The sequence below is a fragment of the Amycolatopsis sp. NBC_00438 genome (genome assembly GCF_036026695.1).
In the GTDB taxonomy this organism is placed as follows: Bacteria; Actinomycetota; Actinomycetes; order Mycobacteriales; family Pseudonocardiaceae; genus Amycolatopsis.
Map to the genome: position 1 here is coordinate 4,061,627 of NZ_CP107923.1, position 18,109 is coordinate 4,079,735.

The window sequence follows — 18,109 nt, forward strand, 5'->3', positions numbered from 1 at the left end:
TCACGTTTCGTCGGGGGTTTCGTCGCCCAGCGCCAGCCGGATCAGGTCGGCGACGTCCATCTCGTCGATCTCTTCCCCGGTGGCGGGTTCCCGGGCCAGGTTGAGGACGGTCCGCACCAGCCCGGCCTCCTTCAGCCGGGAGTAGCCGAGGGTGGTCAGGGCGGCGCGGAAGTCCTGTTCTCCGGTGTCCTGCGCCACGGGTTGCCCGCCCGGGTCGAGCAGGGTGGCGAGGTGACCGGCGACGGCCGCCGCCGTCGGGTGGTCGAAGACCAGGGTCGCGGGCAGCCGGAGGCCGGTCAGCTCGCCGAGCCGGGTCCGCAGCTCGACCGCCGTCAGCGAGTCGAAACCGAGCTGGAGCAGGCCGACGTCGTCGCGCACGAGTGCCGGGTTCGCCAGCCCGAGCACGCCGGCGACCTGTTCGCGCACCAGCCCGAGGACGGCCGCCGGCCGCTCCTCGGCGGGCAACGCGGCCAGGCGCTGGTCCCACGTCCGGTCGGCGGCCGCGACGGCTCGCCGGGTGCCGCGCACGAGGGTGCGCAGGAGAGCCGGCACCGGCCCGGACGGCGCCGCGGGCAGGGTGGCCGCCACCAGCCCGGTGGCCTCGCTCCGCAGGACGGCGTCGAGGACTTCGGTGATGGGTGTGCCCGGCGGTGACGTTTGCGGGAGTCCCCACGTGACGGCTTTCGCGAGGTGTCCCTCGGCCCGCCGCCGCACGGCCAGCGCTTCGGCGACGGGCCCGGCGGACGGCCCGGCGAGCAGCACTGTCTCGCCCGGGATCCGGTGCAGGAGATCCACCTCGGCCAGGGGAAGGTGTGCCGTCTCCTCCGCGATGGCCGGTACCTCGGTCTTGTCCCCGATCACCACGATCGTGCCCGTGAACGGCTCCGGTTCCTCCGACGAGACGGGTGCGCGTTCCAGCCGCGGCACGTGCACCGCTCCCGCACGCACCGCCAGCTCCGGCTCGCCGAGCGCCGCGGCTGCTCTGGCCACGGCCTCCGCGTCCGGGGAGCCGTCGAGGTCGGCGAGGACGACCCGGCCCGGGTTTTCCGCTTGGAGGACACGGATCGCGCCCCACACCGCGGCCGCCGCGGGGTCGGGTGACTCGGTGCCGGTCACCGCGATCGCGCCGCGGGTGGCCACGACCACCGTCTTGTCCCCCGCCGCGCCGGCCCATGCGATCGCCTCGGCCGGATCGGTGAACACCTGTAGTTCACCATCCGATGTGGACTGTCCAAGAGGGACCAGATGCCAGCCGATCCGGAAGAGGGTGTCGGTGTGCGGGCGGGTCACCGTCACCGGGCGCAGGACCAGGGAGTCCGCCGAGAGCACCGGCAACCCGTTCTCGTCGGTCAGTTCGACCGCCACCGCGTCGTCGCCCGCCCGGGACAGCCGGACTCGCAACGCCGTCGCGCCGACGGCGTGCAACGAGACCCCCGACCAGGCGAACGGCATCCGGCTCGGCCCGTCGAGCGGGACCAGACCGCCCGGGCCGATCGGCTGCAGGGCCGCGTCCAGCAGTGCCGGGTGGATGCCGTACCGGCCGGCGTCGGCCGCCTCCCGTTCGGGCAGGCGGACCTCGGCGAGCACCTCGTCGCCGTGGCGCCACGCCCGCTCGACGCCGCGGAACGCCGGTCCATAGTGGACACCCGCCGCCTCGAGCACGTCGTGGAGATCGGCGAGATCCAGCGGCTCGGCCGCGGCGGGCGGCCACGGCCCGGTCCGCGGCGGCGGCGTGGCCCCGGCCGTCGCCAGCACCCCCTCGGCGTGCCGGGTCCACGGCCCGTCCGCACCGGGCGGCCCGGTGTACACCCGGAACGCGCGGCGGCCGGCGGCGTCCGGCTCGTCGGCGACCAGCCGCAGCTGGAGGCCGCCCCGCTCGGGCAGGACGACCGGGGCGGCCAGGACCAGGTCGTCGACGCGGTCGCGGCCGAGGTGCTCGCCCGCGCGGAACGCGAGTTCCAGCACCGCGGCCCCCGGCAGCAGTGCCGTGTCGCGCAGGGCGTGCTCGCCGAGCCACGGCTGGGCCGACGCCGCGAGCCGGCCGGTGAACACCACGGCTCCCGAGTCCGGCACCGCGACCGCCCCGCCGAGCAGCGGGTGCCCGAGCGGGCTCACGCCGGCCGTGGACACGTCCGCGGCGGCGGTCCCCGACCGCAGCCAGAACCGCTGCCGCTGGAAGGGATAGGCGGGCAGCGGCACCCGGCGCCCACCCGGCCGGATTCCGTCCCAGCCGACCGGGACGCCCCGGACGTGCAGTTCGGCCGCCGAGGTGAGGAACCGCGCGAGACCGCCCTCGCCGCGGCGGAGCGTGCCGGTCACGATCGGCACCGGAGCGCCCGGTTCGTCGAGGATCTCCCGGATCGCCGCCGGCAGCACCGGGTGCGGGCCGAGCTCGACGAACGTCGTGTGCTTCTGCTCGGCCAGCGCCCGGACGGCCCGGTCGAACCGCACCGGGTGCCGCAGGTTGCGGTACCAGTAACCGGCGTCCAGCTCGCTGCCCTCGAGCGCGTCGCCGGTGACCGTCGAGTAGAAGGCCACCTCGCCCGCGCGGGGCCGGACAGGGGCGAACGCCGCGAGCAGCCGGTCCCGGATCGGTTCCACGGCCGGGGAGTGCGAGGCGAACGCGGCCGGGATCAGCCGGGCCCGCACCCCGCCGGCCTCGCACCGGGCGACGAGCTCGTGCAGCGCGTCGAGGTCCCCGGCGACGGCGACCGAGTTCGGGCCGTTGACCGCGGCGATCGACAGCCGGCCGTCCCAATCGGCGACGAGCTCGGTCGCGGCGGCCTCGCCGAGCGCGACCGGCGCCATGCTGCCGTGTCCGATGAGCACCCGCGAAATGCTGCTGCGCAAGGTGATCACCCGCGCGGCGTCCGAAAGGGACAGTGCGCCCGCGACGCAGGCCGCGGCGATTTCGCCTTGACTGTGGCCGACGACGGCGTCCGGCCGCACCCCCGCGGCCGCCCACAGCGCGGCCAGGGAGACCATGACGGCGAACAGGGCGGGCTGGACCACCTCGACGTCGTCGAGCGAGGGCGCGCCGGGTTCGCCGCGCAGGACGTCGAGCACCGACCAGCCGGTGAACTCCGCGAGCGCGGCGTCGCACTCCCCCATCCGCCGCGCGAAGACGGGTGAACTGCCGAGCAGTTCGACGCCCATGCCGGCCCATTGCCCGCCCTGACCGGGGAACACGAAGACGGTGCGGCCCGGGGTGCCGGCGACACCGCGCACCACGGCCGGGTCGGGACGCCCGTCGGCGAGGTCCGCCAGGGCGGCACCGGCCAGGACGACGGCCCGGTGCTCGAACCGCGGCAGCCGGGCGAGGGTGTGCGCGACGTCCGCGGGTCCGGCGGTCTCCAGCGCGGTGACGACCTGTCGCGCCCGGGCCCGCAGCGCGTCCTCGGTCCGGGCGGAGAGCACAAAGGGAGCCGGTTCGGCGGTCGGTTCGGCGGTCGGTTCGGCGGTCGGTTCGGCCGGTGCGGCCGGTTCCGGAATCCGGTCCCCGGTGCCGGGCGACGGCACCTGGTCCCCGTCGGCGGCCCACGGCGACGCCTGGTCCCCGGTGCCGGGCGACGGCACCTGGCTCCCGCCGTCGGCCCACGGCGACGCCTGGTCCCCAGTGTCGTGACCCGGCGTCTGGTCCCCGTCGGCGTGCCGCGGTGACGCCTGGTTGCCGGTGTCGGATCGCGGCGGCGCTTGTTCCAGGATCAGGTGCGCGTTCGTGCCGCTGATGCCGAACGACGAGACCGCCGCCCGGGGCGCGCGGCCGGTGGCCGGCCACGGGGTGTGCTCGGTGAGCAGCCGCACGGTGCCGGGCGACCAGTCGACGTGCGGGGTGGGCTCGTCGAGGTTGATCGTGCGCGGCAGTTCCCCGTGCCGCAGCGCCAGGACCATCTTGATCACCGCGGCGACGCCCGCCGCCGACTGGGCGTGGCCGATGTTGGCCTTGAGCGAGCCGAGCCACAGCGGGCGGTCGGCGCAGCGGTCCCGGCCGTAGGTGGCCAGCAGGGCCTGCGCCTCGATCGGGTCGCCCAGTTTCGTCCCGGTGCCGTGGGCTTCCACCGCGTCGACGTCCGTTGTGGACAGTCCGGCGTCGGCCAGCGCCGCGCGGATCACGCGTTGCTGCGACGGCCCGTTGGGGGCGGTCAGGCCGTTGCTCGCGCCGTCGGAGTTGACCGCGGACCCGCGGATCACCGCCAGCACCTCGTGCCCGTGGCGCTCGGCGTCGGAAAGCCTTTCCAGCAGCAGCATCCCGACGCCTTCACCCCACGCGGTGCCGTCGGCGGCGGCCGCGAACGGCTTGCACCGCCCGTCCGGTGCCAGCCCGCGCTGCCGGCTCAGTTCGACGAACAGGTCGGTGTTCGCCATGATCGCCGCCCCGCCGGCCAGGGCGGTCGTGCACTCGCCGCGGCGGATCGCCTGCGTCGCCAGGTGCAGCGCCACCAGCGACGACGAACAGGCCGTGTCGATCGTGAGCGCCGGGCCCTCCAGCCCGAAGGTGTAGGCGATCCGGCCCGAGAGGACGCTGGTCGTGCTGCCGGTCAGCCGGTAGCCCTCCAGCTCGCCGGGGAATTCCCGCGAGTCGGTGCCGTAGCCGAGCGACGCCCCGCCGATGAAGACGCCGAGGCGTTGTCCCCGCACCGAATCCGGGTCGACGCCCGCCGCTTCGAAGACCTCCCAGGCCGTCTCGAGCAGCAACCGCTGCTGCGGGTCCATGGCGAGCGCCTCGCGCGGGCTGATCCCGAAGAACGCCGGGTCGAACTCGTCCGCGTCGTGCAGGAACCCGCCGGCCCGCGCGTAGGTCGTGCCGGGGCGGTCGGGGTCCGGGTCGTAGAGGGCGTCGAGGTCCCAGCCGCGGTTCACCGGCGGCCCGGTGACCGCGTCGACGCCGTCGCGCACCAGCTCCCACAGGTCGGCGGGCGACCGGACGCCGCCGGGCAGCCGGCAGCTCATCGCGACGATCGCGACCGGGTCGTCGCCGGTCTCGAGGGCCACCGGCGCCTCGGGGGCACTCGTCCCGGACAGCTCGTCACGCAGGTAGGCCGCCAGGGCCAGCGGGGTCGGCTGGTCGAACACGACGGTGGCGGGCAGCCGCAGGCCGGTGGCCGCCGACAGGACGTTGCGCAGTTCGACCGAGCTCAGCGAGTCGAACCCGAGGTCCTTGAACGCCTTGTCCGGCGCCACCTCCCCGGCGCCGGTGTACCCGAGGACGGCCGCGACCTGGGCCCGGACCAGCTCCAGGAGCCCTTCCGGGCCGGACGGCCGAGCGCGTGAACCCTGCGGCGCCGTCGTCCCGGCCAGGCCGCGCAGCGGCGGTGGGACGTCTTCGCCACCCCGGCGCAGGGCCGCGACGTCCAGGTCCGCGGCGACGACGAACGGCCGGTCGAGCCGGCGCGCGGCGTCGAACAGGGCGAGCCCCCGCTCGTCGGGCAACGCCGCCAGGCCGGCCCGGGCCAGCCGCGCGTGGTCGGCCGCGGCGAGCCGCCCGGTCATGCTGCCCTCGTGCGCCCACGCGCCCCAGGCGATCGACACGGCGGGCAGCCCGGCCGCGCGACGGCGCACCGCGAGCGCGTCGAGGGCCGCGTTGGCGGCCGTGTAGTTGCCCTGCCCGGCCCCGCCGAAGTACGCCGACGCCGAGGAGAACAGCACGAACTCGGCCAGGTCGGTGCCGCGGGTCAGCTCGTCGAGGTGGTGCGCGGCGGTGACCTTCGGCCGGTGCGCCACCTCGAGCCGGTCGGGGGTCAGCGTGGCGACGAGGCCGTCGTCGAGCACCCCCGCGGCATGGATCACCGAGGTCAGGGGGTGCTCGGCCGGGATCGCGGCCAGCAGCGCGGCGAGCGCGTCGCGGTCGGCGACGTCGCACGCGGCGACCGTCACGGACGCGCCCAGCCCGGTCAGGTCCGCGACCAGCTCGGGCACGCCCGGGGCGGTCGCGCCGCGGCGGCCGGCCAGCAGCAGGTGCCGTGCGCCGTGCCCGGCGACCAGGTGCCGGGCGACGAGGCCGCCGAGGGCCCCGGTGCCGCCGGTGATCAGCACGGTGCCGCCGGGGGCCGGGGCCGCCGGCACGGTGAGCACGACCTTGCCGACGTGCTTGGCCTGGCTGACGAACCGGAACGCGTCGACCGCGCGCCGGATGCCCCATGTGGACAGTGGGAGCGGCCGGAGCGCGCCGTCGGCGAACCGGTCCAGCAGCTCGCGGAGCATCTCCTGGATCCGCTCGGCGCCGGGCTCGGTCAGGTCGAACGTCCGATAGGTCACGCCGGCCGGGATCTCGCCGGCCGTCCGCACGTCGGTCTTGCCCAGCTCGACGAACCGCCCGCCCTCGGTCAGCAACCGCAGGGACGCGTCGACGAACTCGCCGGCCAGCGAGTTCAGCACGACGTCGAAGCCGCCGCCGAACGCCGTCTCGAAGTCCAGGGTCCGCGAGGAGGCGATGTGGTCCGCCGGCACGCCCAGGGCACGCAGGACGTCGTGCTTGCCGGGGCTCGCGGTCGCGTAGACCTCGGCACCGAGGTGGCGCGCGAGCTGGATCGCCGCCATCCCGACGCCGCCCGCGCCGGCGTGCACGAGGACCTTCTCCCCCGCCCGCAGCCCGGCCAGGTCCCGCAGCCCGTACCAGGCGGTGAGGAACACGACCGGGACCGCCGCCGCCTCGGCGAACGTCCACTCCGCCGGCACCCGGACCAGCATCCGGTGATCGGTGACGGCGAGCGGCGCGAAGGCGTGGTCCAGCAGGCCCAGTACCCGGTCACCCGGCACGAACGCGGTGACCCCGGGGCCGGTTTCGGTGACGACGCCCGCGCCTTCGATGCCCAGCGGCGGCGCCTCGCCGGGGTAGAGCCCCAGGGTGTTGAGCACGTCGCGGAAGTTGAGGCCCGCCGCGCGCACGGCCACGCGGACCTGCCCGGGCGCCAGGGGCGCGGGCGGGTGCGCGATCGGGGCGAGCCCGTCGAGCTGTCCCTTGTGGACGATGCCGAGCCGCCACGGACCGGCCGGCAGGGTCAGGTCGCCGCCGGTGCTCGCCCGCGTCAGGCGGGGTACCAGGACCTCCCCGGCCCGCACGGCCAGCTGCGGTTCGCCGGTGGCGATCGCCGCGGCCTGCCCGGCGAAGTTGTCGGTGTCGGTGTCGGTGTCGAGCAGCACGAACCGGCCGGGGTGCTCGGTCTGGGCGGCGCGCACGAGCCCCCAGACGGCGGCCTGGGCGGGGTCGGCGGCCGCGTTCCGGGTCCGCACGACCAGCCGCGCGGCGCCGAAGCGGTCGTCGGCCACCCACGCCTGGCACAACGCGAGGGCGCGAGCAGGCTCCCCGGCGGGGACGAGCACGGCCTCGGGCACCGCGCCGGTCAGCTCGGCGAGGTCGTCGACGGCCACCACCCGCGCGCCGGCCTCCGGCGCGGTGACGCGGACCCAGTCCAGCTCCAGCAGGCCGTCCCGGGGCGCCGGAGCGACCGACCGCAGGACGAGCGAGTCCACAGAGGCCACCGGACGGCCGTCGGTGTCCGTGACGTGGATCGACACGGCGTCCCCGGCCAGCGGGGTGAGCCGCACGCGGATGGCCGACGGTCCCGGTGCGGTGACGGAGACCCCGCGCCAGGCGAACGGCACCGGGGTGCCGCCGTCGAGCCGGCCGGTCAGGCCGAGTGCGTGCAGCGCGGAGTCGAGCAACGCGGGGTGCAGCGCGAAGTTCCGGGCGTCGTCCCGGAGTTCCTCCGGCAGGATCGCCTCGGCGTGGACGTCGTCGCCGTGGCGCCACGCCGCGGTGAGGCCGCGGAAGGCGGGCCCGTAGCCGTAACCCGATTCGGCCAGCCGATCGTACAGTCCTTCGACGGCAAGGGGTTCCGCGCCCGCGGGCAGGCGTCCGTCGAACGCTGCGGGTGCGCCGGGACGAACGGCTCCGGTGGCGTGCCGGGTCCACTCGTCCGACCGTCCGGAGTGGACGGAGTGGACGGTCAGGGGGCGGTGGCCGGTCTCGTCGGCCGCGCCGACCCGGACCTGGACGGCCACTTCGCCGTGCTCCGGCAGGACGAGCGGGGTTTCGAGGGTGAGCTCCTCGACGACCGCGCAGCCGGCCGCACCGGCGGCCTGCAGGGCGAGTTCCAGGACGGCGGTGCCGGGCAGCAGCGTCGTCCCGCCGATCGTGTGGTCACCGAGCCAGCCGGGCACGGTCGCGGAGAGCGTGCCGCTGAGCACGGCGCCGTCGCCGTCGGCCAGCCGGACGACCGTGCCGCACAGGGGGTGCCCGGCGCGGTCCGGACCGCGGCCCGGCGCCAGCCAGAAGCTCCGGTGCCGGAACGGGTACGCGGGCAGGTCGGCGAGCCGGCCGCCGGCGCACAGCGGGGCCCAGGCGACGTCGTGGCCGAGGCTGTGCAGGCGGCCGGCGGCCTCAAGCGCCGTCCGCGCGCCGGGCCGGTCGGCCCGCTGCGCCGGGACGAACTCGAGGTCCGGGGCGATCGCCGGGCCGAGGGCCGAAAGCACCCGGTCCGGGCCGATCTCCAGGCACGTCGTGACGCCGTCGGCGGCGAGCCGCCCGGCCGCGTCGGCGAACCGCACGGTGCCGAGCACGTGGTCCACCCAGTAGTCCGCCGTGGCCGGGTTCCCGGCCGCCGCGGGGAAGAGCGGGATGACGGGCTCGGCGAAGTCCAGTCCAGCGACGACGGCGCGGAACCGGTCGACCATCGGCGCCATCAGGGGCGAGTGGAACGCGTGCGAGCCGGCCAGGCGTTTCGTCCGGCGGCCTCGCGCGGCGAACCCCGCGGCGATGGCCTCGACGACGTCTTCGGCGCCCGAGACGACGACGGCGTCCGGGCCGTTGACCGCCGCGACGGCGGCGTCGCCGGTCAACGCGGCGCGCACCTCGTCCTCGGTCGCCTCGATCGCGACCATCGCGCCCCCCGAGGGCAGCTCCTGCATCAGCCACCCGCGCGCCGCGACCAGCGTCGCCGCGTCCACGAGGGACAGGACGCCGGCGACGTGCGCCGCCGCGATCTCCCCGACGGAGTGGCCGACCAGGACGTCGGGGCGCGGGCCCCACGACTCGACGAGCCGGTACAGCGCGACTTCCAGCGCGAAGAGCGCCGGCTGGGCGAACTCCGTGCGGGCGAGCCGGTCGCCGTCGGTCACGACGGCGGGATCGAGCCCCGTCGCGTCACACGCTTCGTCGAAAGCCGCCGCGTACACCGGGAACTGCTCGTAGAGCTCGGTTCCCATCCCGGCGTACTGGCTGCCCTGGCCGGTGAACAGGAACGCCAGTTTGCCGCCGAGTGCCCGGACAGGCCGGACGTCGGCGAGGGCGCCCAGGAGTTCTTCACGGCCGTCGCCGACGACGACGGCGCGGTGGGCGTGCGCGGACCGGAGGGCCAGCGTCCGGGCCACGTCCCGCGCTGTCGGTTCCGGGCGCTGGACGACGTACGACCGCACCCGGGCGGCCAGGTCCTGGACGGCCTCCGGGGTCGCCCCGGTCAGCACCCACGCCACCACGCCCGCCGGTACCGGATCGGGGCCGGGGTCGGCCGGGGCCTGTTCGAGGATCACGTGCGCGTTGGTGCCGGAGATGCCGAACGACGACACGCCGGCCCGCCGTGGCCGCCCGGTCGCCGGCCACGGCGCCGCTTCGGCCAGCAACGCCAGCGCGCCGCGCGTCCAGTCCACATGGGACGACGGCCGCTCGACGTGCAGGGTGCGCGGCAGTTCGCCGTGGCGCAGCGCGAGCACCGTCTTGAGCACGCCCGCGAGGCCGGACACCGCCTGGGTGTGGCCGATGTTCGACTTGACCGTGCCGACCAGGACCGGCCGGTCGTCCGGGCGGTCGCGGCCGTAGGTCTCCTGCAGCGCCAGCGCTTCCACCGGGTCGCCCAGCCGGGTGCCGGTGCCGTGCGCCTCGACGGCGTCGACGTCCGATGTGGACAGTCCGGCGTCGGCGAGGGCCGCGCGGATGACGCGTTGCTGGGCCAGGCCGTTCGGTGCGGTCAGGCCGTTGCTGGCGCCGTCGGAGTTGATCGCCGAGCCGCGCAGCACGGCCAGCACGCGGTGGCCGTGGCGCCGGGCGTCCGAAAGCCGCTCCACGATCAGGGCCGCGACCCCTTCGGCGGCCCCGAACCCGTCGGCGTCGTCCGAGAACGCCTTGCACCGGCCGTCCGCCGCCAGAGCGCGCTGCCGGCTGAGGCTGCGCAGTGCCGCCGGGGTGGTCATCACGGTCGCACCACCGACGATCGCCAGTGAGCACTCCCCCGCGCGCAGCGAGCGCGCCGCCAGGTGCAGCGCGACCAGCGAGGACGAGCACGCGGTGTCCACGGTCATCGCCGGGCCTTCGAGCCCGAAGGTGTAGGCGATCCGGCCCGCCGCGACGCTCGGGGCGCCCGCGGTGACCTGGTAGGCCTCGAGGCCGGCGGGGATCCGGTCCGGCGTCCAGTAGTCCGGCACCTGGATGCCCGCGAACACCGCGGTGCTGCTGCCGGCCAGGGTGCCCGGCGCGATGCCGGCGTGTTCGAGGGCCGTCCACGCGGCTTCGAGCAGCTGCCGCTGCTGCGGGTCCATCACCAGCGCCTCGCGCGGCGCGATGCCGAACAGGTCCGCGTCGAACCGGTCGATCCCGGTCAGGTACCCGCCGCCACGGACGTAGCTGGTGCCGGGCCGGTCCGGGTCGGCGTCGTAGAGCGCCTCGAGGTCCCAGCCGCGATCGGCCGGGAGGGCGCCCACGGCGTCGCCGCCTTCGGCCAGCAACCGCCACAGGTCTTCGGGACTCTCGACGCCGCCGGGCAGCCGGCAGCTCATGCCGACGATCGCCAGGGGCTCGTCGGCGGCCGCGGCCGGCGCCCGGGTTTCGGTCACGCGGGTGCCGAGCGCGGTGTCCCGCAGGTGCGCGGCCAGGGCCGTCGCGGTCGGGTGGTCGAAGACGATCGTGACCGGCAGCGTGAGCTCCGTCGCGGCCGCCAAGCGGTCGCGCAGCTCGACCGCCGTCAGCGAGTCCAGCCCGAGCTCGGAGAACGGCCGGTCCGCGGGGACGGCCGCCGGGCCGTCGTGCCCGAGGACGGCCGCGAGCTGGGTGCGGACCACCGTCCGCAGCAGGTCGTGCTGGCCCGCTTCCGGCAGGCGGCGCAGGCGGTGCCCGAGGGCGGTGGCGACGGGTTCCGGCCCGGTGCTCCGGCGGGCTTCGGCGATCTCGCCGAGCAGCGGGCTCGGGCGCGCCATCGTGAACAACTCGGCGAACCGGGGCCAGTCGACGTCGGCCACGACGGTGGCCGGCGCTCCGCCGCCGACGGCCGCCGCGAGGGCGTCGAGCGCGACGCCGGGGTCGAGCGGGGTGAAGCCGCGGGCGCGCAGGGCCGTCTCGAACTCCGCGGTGACCATGCCGCCGCCGGGCCACGGGCCCCACGCCACGGCCGTCGCCGCCCGGCCCCGGGCGCGGCGCCGGTGGGCGAGCGCGTCGAGGCAGGCGTTCGCGGCGGAGTACGCGCCCTGGTCGGCGCCGCCCCAGACCCCGGCGGCCGAGGAGAACAGCACGAACGCGTCGAGCGGCCGGTCGCCGAGGACGCGGTCGAGGACCTCGGCGCCCAGCACCTTCGCCCGGAACACCTCCGCCAGCTCCGCCGGGCCGAGCCCGGCCAGCCGCCCGAACCGGCTGATGCCGGCCGCGTGCACCACCGCCGTCAGGTCGCCGTCCGGGATCGACGCGACCAGCTCGGCCACGGCGTGGTCGTCGGTGACGTCGCAGGCGACGACGGTGACCCGGTCCGCCCCCAGTTCTTCGGTGATCGCCGCGGCGTCCGGGGCCGCCGGCCCACGCCGCCCGGCCAGCACGACGTGCGCGGCGCCGTCGTCGACGAGCCGGCGCGCGACCCGGCGGCCGAGCGCGCCGGTGCCGCCGGTGACCAGGACGGTGCCCCGCGGCCGCCACGCCGGCCGCGCCGCCGGGGCCGGCCGCACGAGGCGCCGGGCGAAGACGCCGGACGGCCGGACCGCCACCTGGTCCTCGGCGCCGGTCAGCACTTCGACCAGCCGCCGCGCGGACGCCGCGTCCGGCCGCTCGGGCAGGTCGGCGAGCCCGCCCCACCGCTGCGGCTGCTCCAGTGCGGCCACCTGGCCGAGACCCCAGACGGCGGCCTGGCGAGGCGCGCGGACCGGGTCGTCGTCCCCGGTGCCGACGGCCCCCGACGTGACACTCCACATCGGACAGTCGAGGTTCCGCAGCAGCGCCAGGGTTCCGGCGAGGCCGGCGGTGATCGCGGGGTGCTCCGGGTCCGGGTGGTCGTCGAGCGCGAGCAGGGACACGATCCCGGCCGGAGGGGCGTCGCCGGCGTCGACGCCGGCGCCCGCGTCCCTCAGGGCCGCGACGATCAGCGGACGCCACGGCGAATCCTCGCCGCCGACGACGAGCCACGTCCCGGACAGCGTGGCGACGTCGGTCGTCGTGGGCCACCACGCGATCTCGTAACGCAGGCCGGCCGCGGGATCGGCGTCGCGCCGCGCTTCGGCCGGCGGCCGCCACCAGAAGCGCCGGCGGCGGAACGGGTAGGTCGGCAGGTCGGCGCGGCGGGCGCCGGTCCCGGCGAAAGCGGCGTCCCAGCGCACGGCGACCCCGTGCGTGTGGGCCCGGGCCAGCGACCGGAGGAACCGGTCGTGGCCGCCGTCGCCGCGTCGCAGCGTCCCGACGGCGGCCGCGGCCACGCCGGCGTCGTCGAACGTCTCCCGCATCCCGAGCGCGAGCACCGGGTGCGGGCCGACCTCGACGAACACGCGGTGCCCGGCCGCCAGCAACCGCCGCACCCCGGCTTCGAACCGCACCGGTTCGCGCAGGTTGCGGTACCAGTAGCCGGCGTCGAGGCGCGCGTCGCCGACCGGTTCCCCGGTGACGGTCGAGATGAACGGGATCGCCGCCGGCCGGGGGGTGATCGGCGCGAGCGCCGCGACGAGGCGGTCGTGGAGCCGTTCGACGTGCCGGGAGTGCGACGCGTAGTCGATCGGGATCTCGCGGGCCCGCACGTCGCGCAGCGCGCACGCGGCGACGAGCTCGCGCAGCGCGTCCGGGTCCCCGGAGACCGCGACCGAACGCGGGCCGTTGACCGCCGCGACCGACACCCGGTCGCCCCACCCGGCCAGGAGAGCGACGACGTCCGCCTCCGGCAGCGGGACCGAGACCATCCCGGAGAGCCCGGCCAGTTCGGTCAGGAGCCGGCCGCGCAGCGCGACGACCCGGGCGGCGTCCGGCAGCGACAGCGCGCCCGCGACGCACGCCGCGGCGATCTCGCCCTGGCTGTGGCCGATCACCGCGGCCGGCTCGACGCCGTGGGCGCGCCAGAGCGCGGCCAGCGACACCATCACCGCGAACAGCACCGGCTGCACCACGTCGTCCCGGTCCAGCGCCGGGGCCGTGGCCTTCTCGCGCAGGACGTCGGCGGGCGACCACTCCAGGTGCTCCGCCAGCGCCAGTTCGCACTCGGCGAACCGGGCCGCGAACACCGGCGACGAGTCGAGCAGGCCGGCCGCCATCCCCGCCCACTGCGAGCCCTGGCCGGGGAAGACGAACACGGTCCCGCCGTCGAGGGCGGTGCCGCGCACGACGTCGGCGGCGTCACCGCTCGCGACGGCGTCGAGCGCGGCGAGGAGCCCGGTGCGGTCGGTGGAGACGAACGCGGCCCGTTCGGGGAAGTGCGCACGCGTGGTGGCCAGGGAGCAGGCGACGTCCACCGGGGCGACGTCCGGCTCCCGCGTGAGGTGTTCGCGCAGCCGGCCGGCCTGCGCCCGCAGCGCTTCCTCGCTGCGGGCGGAAAGCACGTACGGCACCGGCCGGTCGGCCGGTGTCTCGCGCGCCGGTTCGGCCGGGGCCTGTTCGAGCACGACGTGGGCGTTCGTGCCGCTGATCCCGAACGAGGACACCCCGGCCCGGCGCGGGCGGTCGGCGGCGGGCCACGCGGTCGCTTCGGTGAGCAGCCGGACCCGCCCGGCCGACCAGTCGACGTGCGGGGACGGCTCGGCGGCGTGCAGGGTCGCGGGCAGGACGCCGTGGCGCATCGCCTGCACCACCTTGAGCACCCCGCCGATCCCGGCGGCGGCCTGCGCGTGGCCGATGTTGGACTTCAGGGAACCCAGCCACAGCGGGGTTTCCCGGCCCTGGCCGTAGGTCGCGAGCAGGGCGCCGGCCTCGATCGGGTCACCGAGTGTGGTGCCGGTGCCGTGCGCTTCCACGGCGTCGACGTCCGAAGTGGACAGTCCGGCGTCGGCGAGGGCGGCGCGGATGACGCGTTCCTGGGCCGGCCCGCTCGGGGCGGTCAGGCCGTTGCTGGCGCCATCGGAGTTGATCGCCGAGCCGGCCACCAGGGCGAGCACGGGGTGGCCGTGGCGGCGCGCGTCCGAAAGCCGTTCCAGCAGCACCAGTCCGGCGCCCTCGGCCCAGGCGGTGCCGTCGGCCGCGGCGGCGAACGCCTTGCAGCGCCCGTCCGCGGCCAGGCCGCCCTGCCGGCCGAACTCGAGGAAGATCCCCGGCGTGGCCATGACCGTGACGCCGCCGGCGAGGGCGACCGTGCACTCGCCCTGCCGCAGGGCGCGCGCGGCCAGGTGCAGCGCGACCAGCGACGACGAGCACGCCGTGTCCACGGTCACCGCGGGCCCTTCGAGGCCGAGTGTGTAGGCCACCCGGCCCGACAGCACGCTCGCCGAGCTCCCGGTGAGCACGTGCCCCTCCGCGCCGTGGCCCGGCTCGTGCAGCCGGGGGCCGTAGTCGCTCGCCGTCGCGCCGATGAACACCCCGGCCGGGGTCCCGCGCAGGGCGGCGGGGTCGATGCCCGCCCGTTCCAGCGCTTCCCACGCCGTCTCCAGCACGAGCCGCTGCTGCGGGTCCATCGCCAGCGCTTCGCGCGGGCTGATGCCGAAGAACTCCGGGTCGAACAGGGCGGCGTCGGGCAGGAAACCGCCGCGACGCGGGATCGTCGCGGTACCGAGGTCCCAGCCGCGGTCGCCGGGGAAGCCGGTGACCGCGTCGACGCCGCCGGCCACCAGCCGCCACAGGTCTTCCGGCGACCGGACGCCGCCGGGGAACCGGCAGCTCATGCCGACGATCGCGATCGGCTCGCCCGGCTCGGCGGTGGTCACCGGCGTGACGGTTACCGGCTGCTCGCCGCGCAGGTATTCGGCCAGGGCCAGTGGGGTGGGGTGGTTGAAGGTCAGCGTGGGTGCCAGGTCGAGGCCGGTCGCCGCGGCGAGGCGGTCGCGCAGCTCCACCGCGGCCAGGGAGTCGAAGCCCAGGTCGCGGAAGCTCCGGCGCGGGTCGACGTCGGCGGCGCCGGGGTACCCGAGCACGACCGCGGTGGCGGACCGGACGACGTCGAGCGGGTCGCCGCCGGTCGCGGGCCGTCCGGGTGCCTGTTGGGCGTCCACAGTGGACATATCGAGCCAGTACGGCTTGCGCTGGAAGGCGTACGTCGGCAGCCCGATCGACCGGGCCGGTGCCGGAGCGCCGAGCACCGCGGGCCAGTCGACCGGCGCGCCGTCGGCGAAGGCCTGCGCCACCGCGGAAACCAGGGTGCGCGGCTCGGGGTGTCCCGCGCGCAATACCGCCGTGACACCGGCCGCGGGCAGGGTGTCGCGGACCAGCGCGGCCAGCACCCGGTCCGGGCTCACCTCGACGAACCGGGTGACACCCTGCTCGTGCAGGGTCCGGAGGGTGTCGCCGAACCGGACGGGCTCGCGGATCTGGCGCACCCAGTAGCCGGGGGTGCGCAGGTCGTCGCCGGTGGCGAGCCGGCCGGTGACGTTGCCGACGACCGGGATCGCGAGCTCGCCGTAGGTCAGCCGGTCCGCCGTGCGGGCGAACTCGCCGAGGATCGGGTCGAGCAGCGCGGAATGCCCGGCGAGCCCGATCGCGAGCCGTTTCATGCGGCGGCCCCGGTCGCGCCACCGCGCGGCGACCGCCAGGACCGCGTCCGCCGGCCCGGAGACGACCACGGCCCGCGGGCCGTTGACGGCGGCGACCTCGACGCCGGCCGCGGATTCGAAGACCTCCGCCTCGGCGGCTTCGATCGCGACCATCGCCCCGCCGGTGACCGTCTGCATGAGCCGCCCGCGGGCGGCCACGAGCGCGGCCGCGTCCGGCAGGGAGAGCACGCCCGCGACGTGCGCGGCGACGAGCTCCCCCGCCGAGTGCCCGGCCAGCAGGTCCGGACGCAGGCCCCAGTGCCCGAGCAGCCGGACCAGCGAGACCTGGACGGCGAACATGGCGGGCTGGGTGAACCGCGTCTCGTCCACGAGGGTGCCGCCGTCGAAGACGACGTCCTTGAGGGAGGTGCCGAGCAGCGGATCGAAGGCGGCGCACACCTCGTCGAACGCGGCGGCGTAGACCGGGAAGGCCCGGTACAGCTCGCGCCCCATCCCCGGGCGCTGGCTGCCCTGCCCGGCGAAGAGGAACGCAGTCGCGCCGTCGGAAGCCGTGCCGTGCACGACGTTCCCGGCGTCGGCGCCGGCCGCGAGCGCGGCCAACCCGGCCCGGAGTTCGGTTTCGCCGGTGCCGACGACGACGGCGCGTTCGGGGAAGGCGGTCCGCCCGGCGGCGAGCGCCCCGGCGACCTCGGCGGGGGTACGGCCGGACCCGGTCCACTCCGCCAGCCGGCCGGCTTGGTCTCGCAGGGCTTCGCGGGTGCGGCCGGACACGGTCCAGGCCAGCACGGACGCGGACTCGGCCGGCCCGCTGACCCCGCCGGACTCGGCGGCACCCGCCGGCGGCGCGGCCGGGGTGTGGCCGGACAGGACCAGGTGGCAGTTGGTGCCGCCCATGCCGAACGAACTCACCCCGGCGTAAGGGCTGTCCTCCGGCCACGGCCGGTGCTCGCCGTTGACCTCGAGGTTCAGCGCGGCCAGCGGGATTTCCGGCGGCGGCGCCACGTGGTTGAGGCTCGCCGGGACTTCGCGGTGGTGCAAAGCCAGCACCGCCTTGAGCAGCCCGGCGACGCCGGCCGCCGCGTCGAGGTGGCCGATGTTCGTCTTGACCGAACCCACCAGCAGGGGCCGCCCGGGCGTGCCGAGCACCGCGCCGAGGGCGGCCGCCTCGATCGGGTCGCCCCGGCGGGTGCCGGTGCCGTGCAGTTCGACGTAACCGACGTCCTCGGGGCGGACGCCGGCGCGGGTGTGGGCCGCGCGCAGGACGGCCTGCTGCGCGGCCTCGTCCGGCACGGTCAGGGCCTCGCTCGCGCCGCCGTGGTTCAGCGCGCCGCCGTGCACGACCGCGTAGACCGGGTCGCCGGCCGCTTCGGCGTCGGCCAGCCGTTTGAGGACGACGACCGCGCCGCCCTCGCCGCGGACCGTGCCGTTCGCGCGGGCGTCGAAGACGTAGCAGCGGCCGTCCGGGGACAGCCCGCCGAACTTGGTGAACGCGACGGCGCCGTCCGGCACGAGGGTCAGGTGCACGCCGCCGGCGAGTGCCACCGACGTTTCGCCGCGCCGCAGGCTTTCGCAGGCGAGGTGCACCGCGACCAGTGACGACGACTGCGCGGTGTCGACGGTCAGGCTCGGCCCGTGCAGGCCGAGGAAGTGGGAGACGCGGTTGGCCGCCAGTCCGCGGTGCAGCCCGGCGAACGTGTGCGGGGTGATCGCCGGGAGGCCGGCCCGGTGGGTGAGCAGCGCGTAGTCGTCCCCGCCGGTCGCGAGGAAGACGCCGGTGTCGCTGCCGGAAAGCCGCGCCGGGACGGTGCCGGAGTCCTCCAGCGCCTCCCAGCCGAGTTCGAGGGCGAGGCGCTGCTGCGGATCCAGCGCGGCGGCCGCCCGGGGCGAGATCCCGAAGAAGCCGGGGTCGAAGCCGCGCACGTCGTCGAGGAAACCGCCCCGGGTGGTGGTCGCCGTGCCGGGCGCGGCCGGATCCGGGTCGAGCAGGGCGCCCGCGTCCCAGCGGCCGGCGGGCACCTCGGTGATCGCGTCGGTGCCCGCGCGCAGCAGCCGCCAGAACGCGGCCGGGTCCGCGGCCCCCGGCAGCCGGCACGACAGGCCGACGATCGCGATCCGGCGATCACCCCCGCCGTCGTCCCCCGGTCCCGGCCTCGCGATCGCGGACATCCGGCCTCCCTGTTCGCCCCTGGCCGAGACTCGCACTCCCGCGCGGGCCGTGGCGTCTCCGGCGTTGCGCCGGGTGTGG

At 76.6% G+C, this 18,109-nt stretch carries 1 protein-coding gene; it reads right to left on the bottom strand.

The window, feature by feature from the left end; genetic code table 11:
• Complete coding sequence (locus OG494_RS17940) at positions 1–18,030, bottom strand: SDR family NAD(P)-dependent oxidoreductase (RefSeq protein WP_328457126.1); 18,030 nt, start codon at positions 18,028–18,030, stop codon at positions 1–3.
• Between the last annotated feature and the right edge of the window lie 79 nt (positions 18,031–18,109).

Excerpts from the sequence above, each read along its gene's own strand:
- OG494_RS17940 (WP_328457126.1), bottom strand. The coding sequence starts at position 18,030 with ATGTCCGCGATCGCGAGGCCGGGACCGGGGGACGACGGCGGGGGTGAT.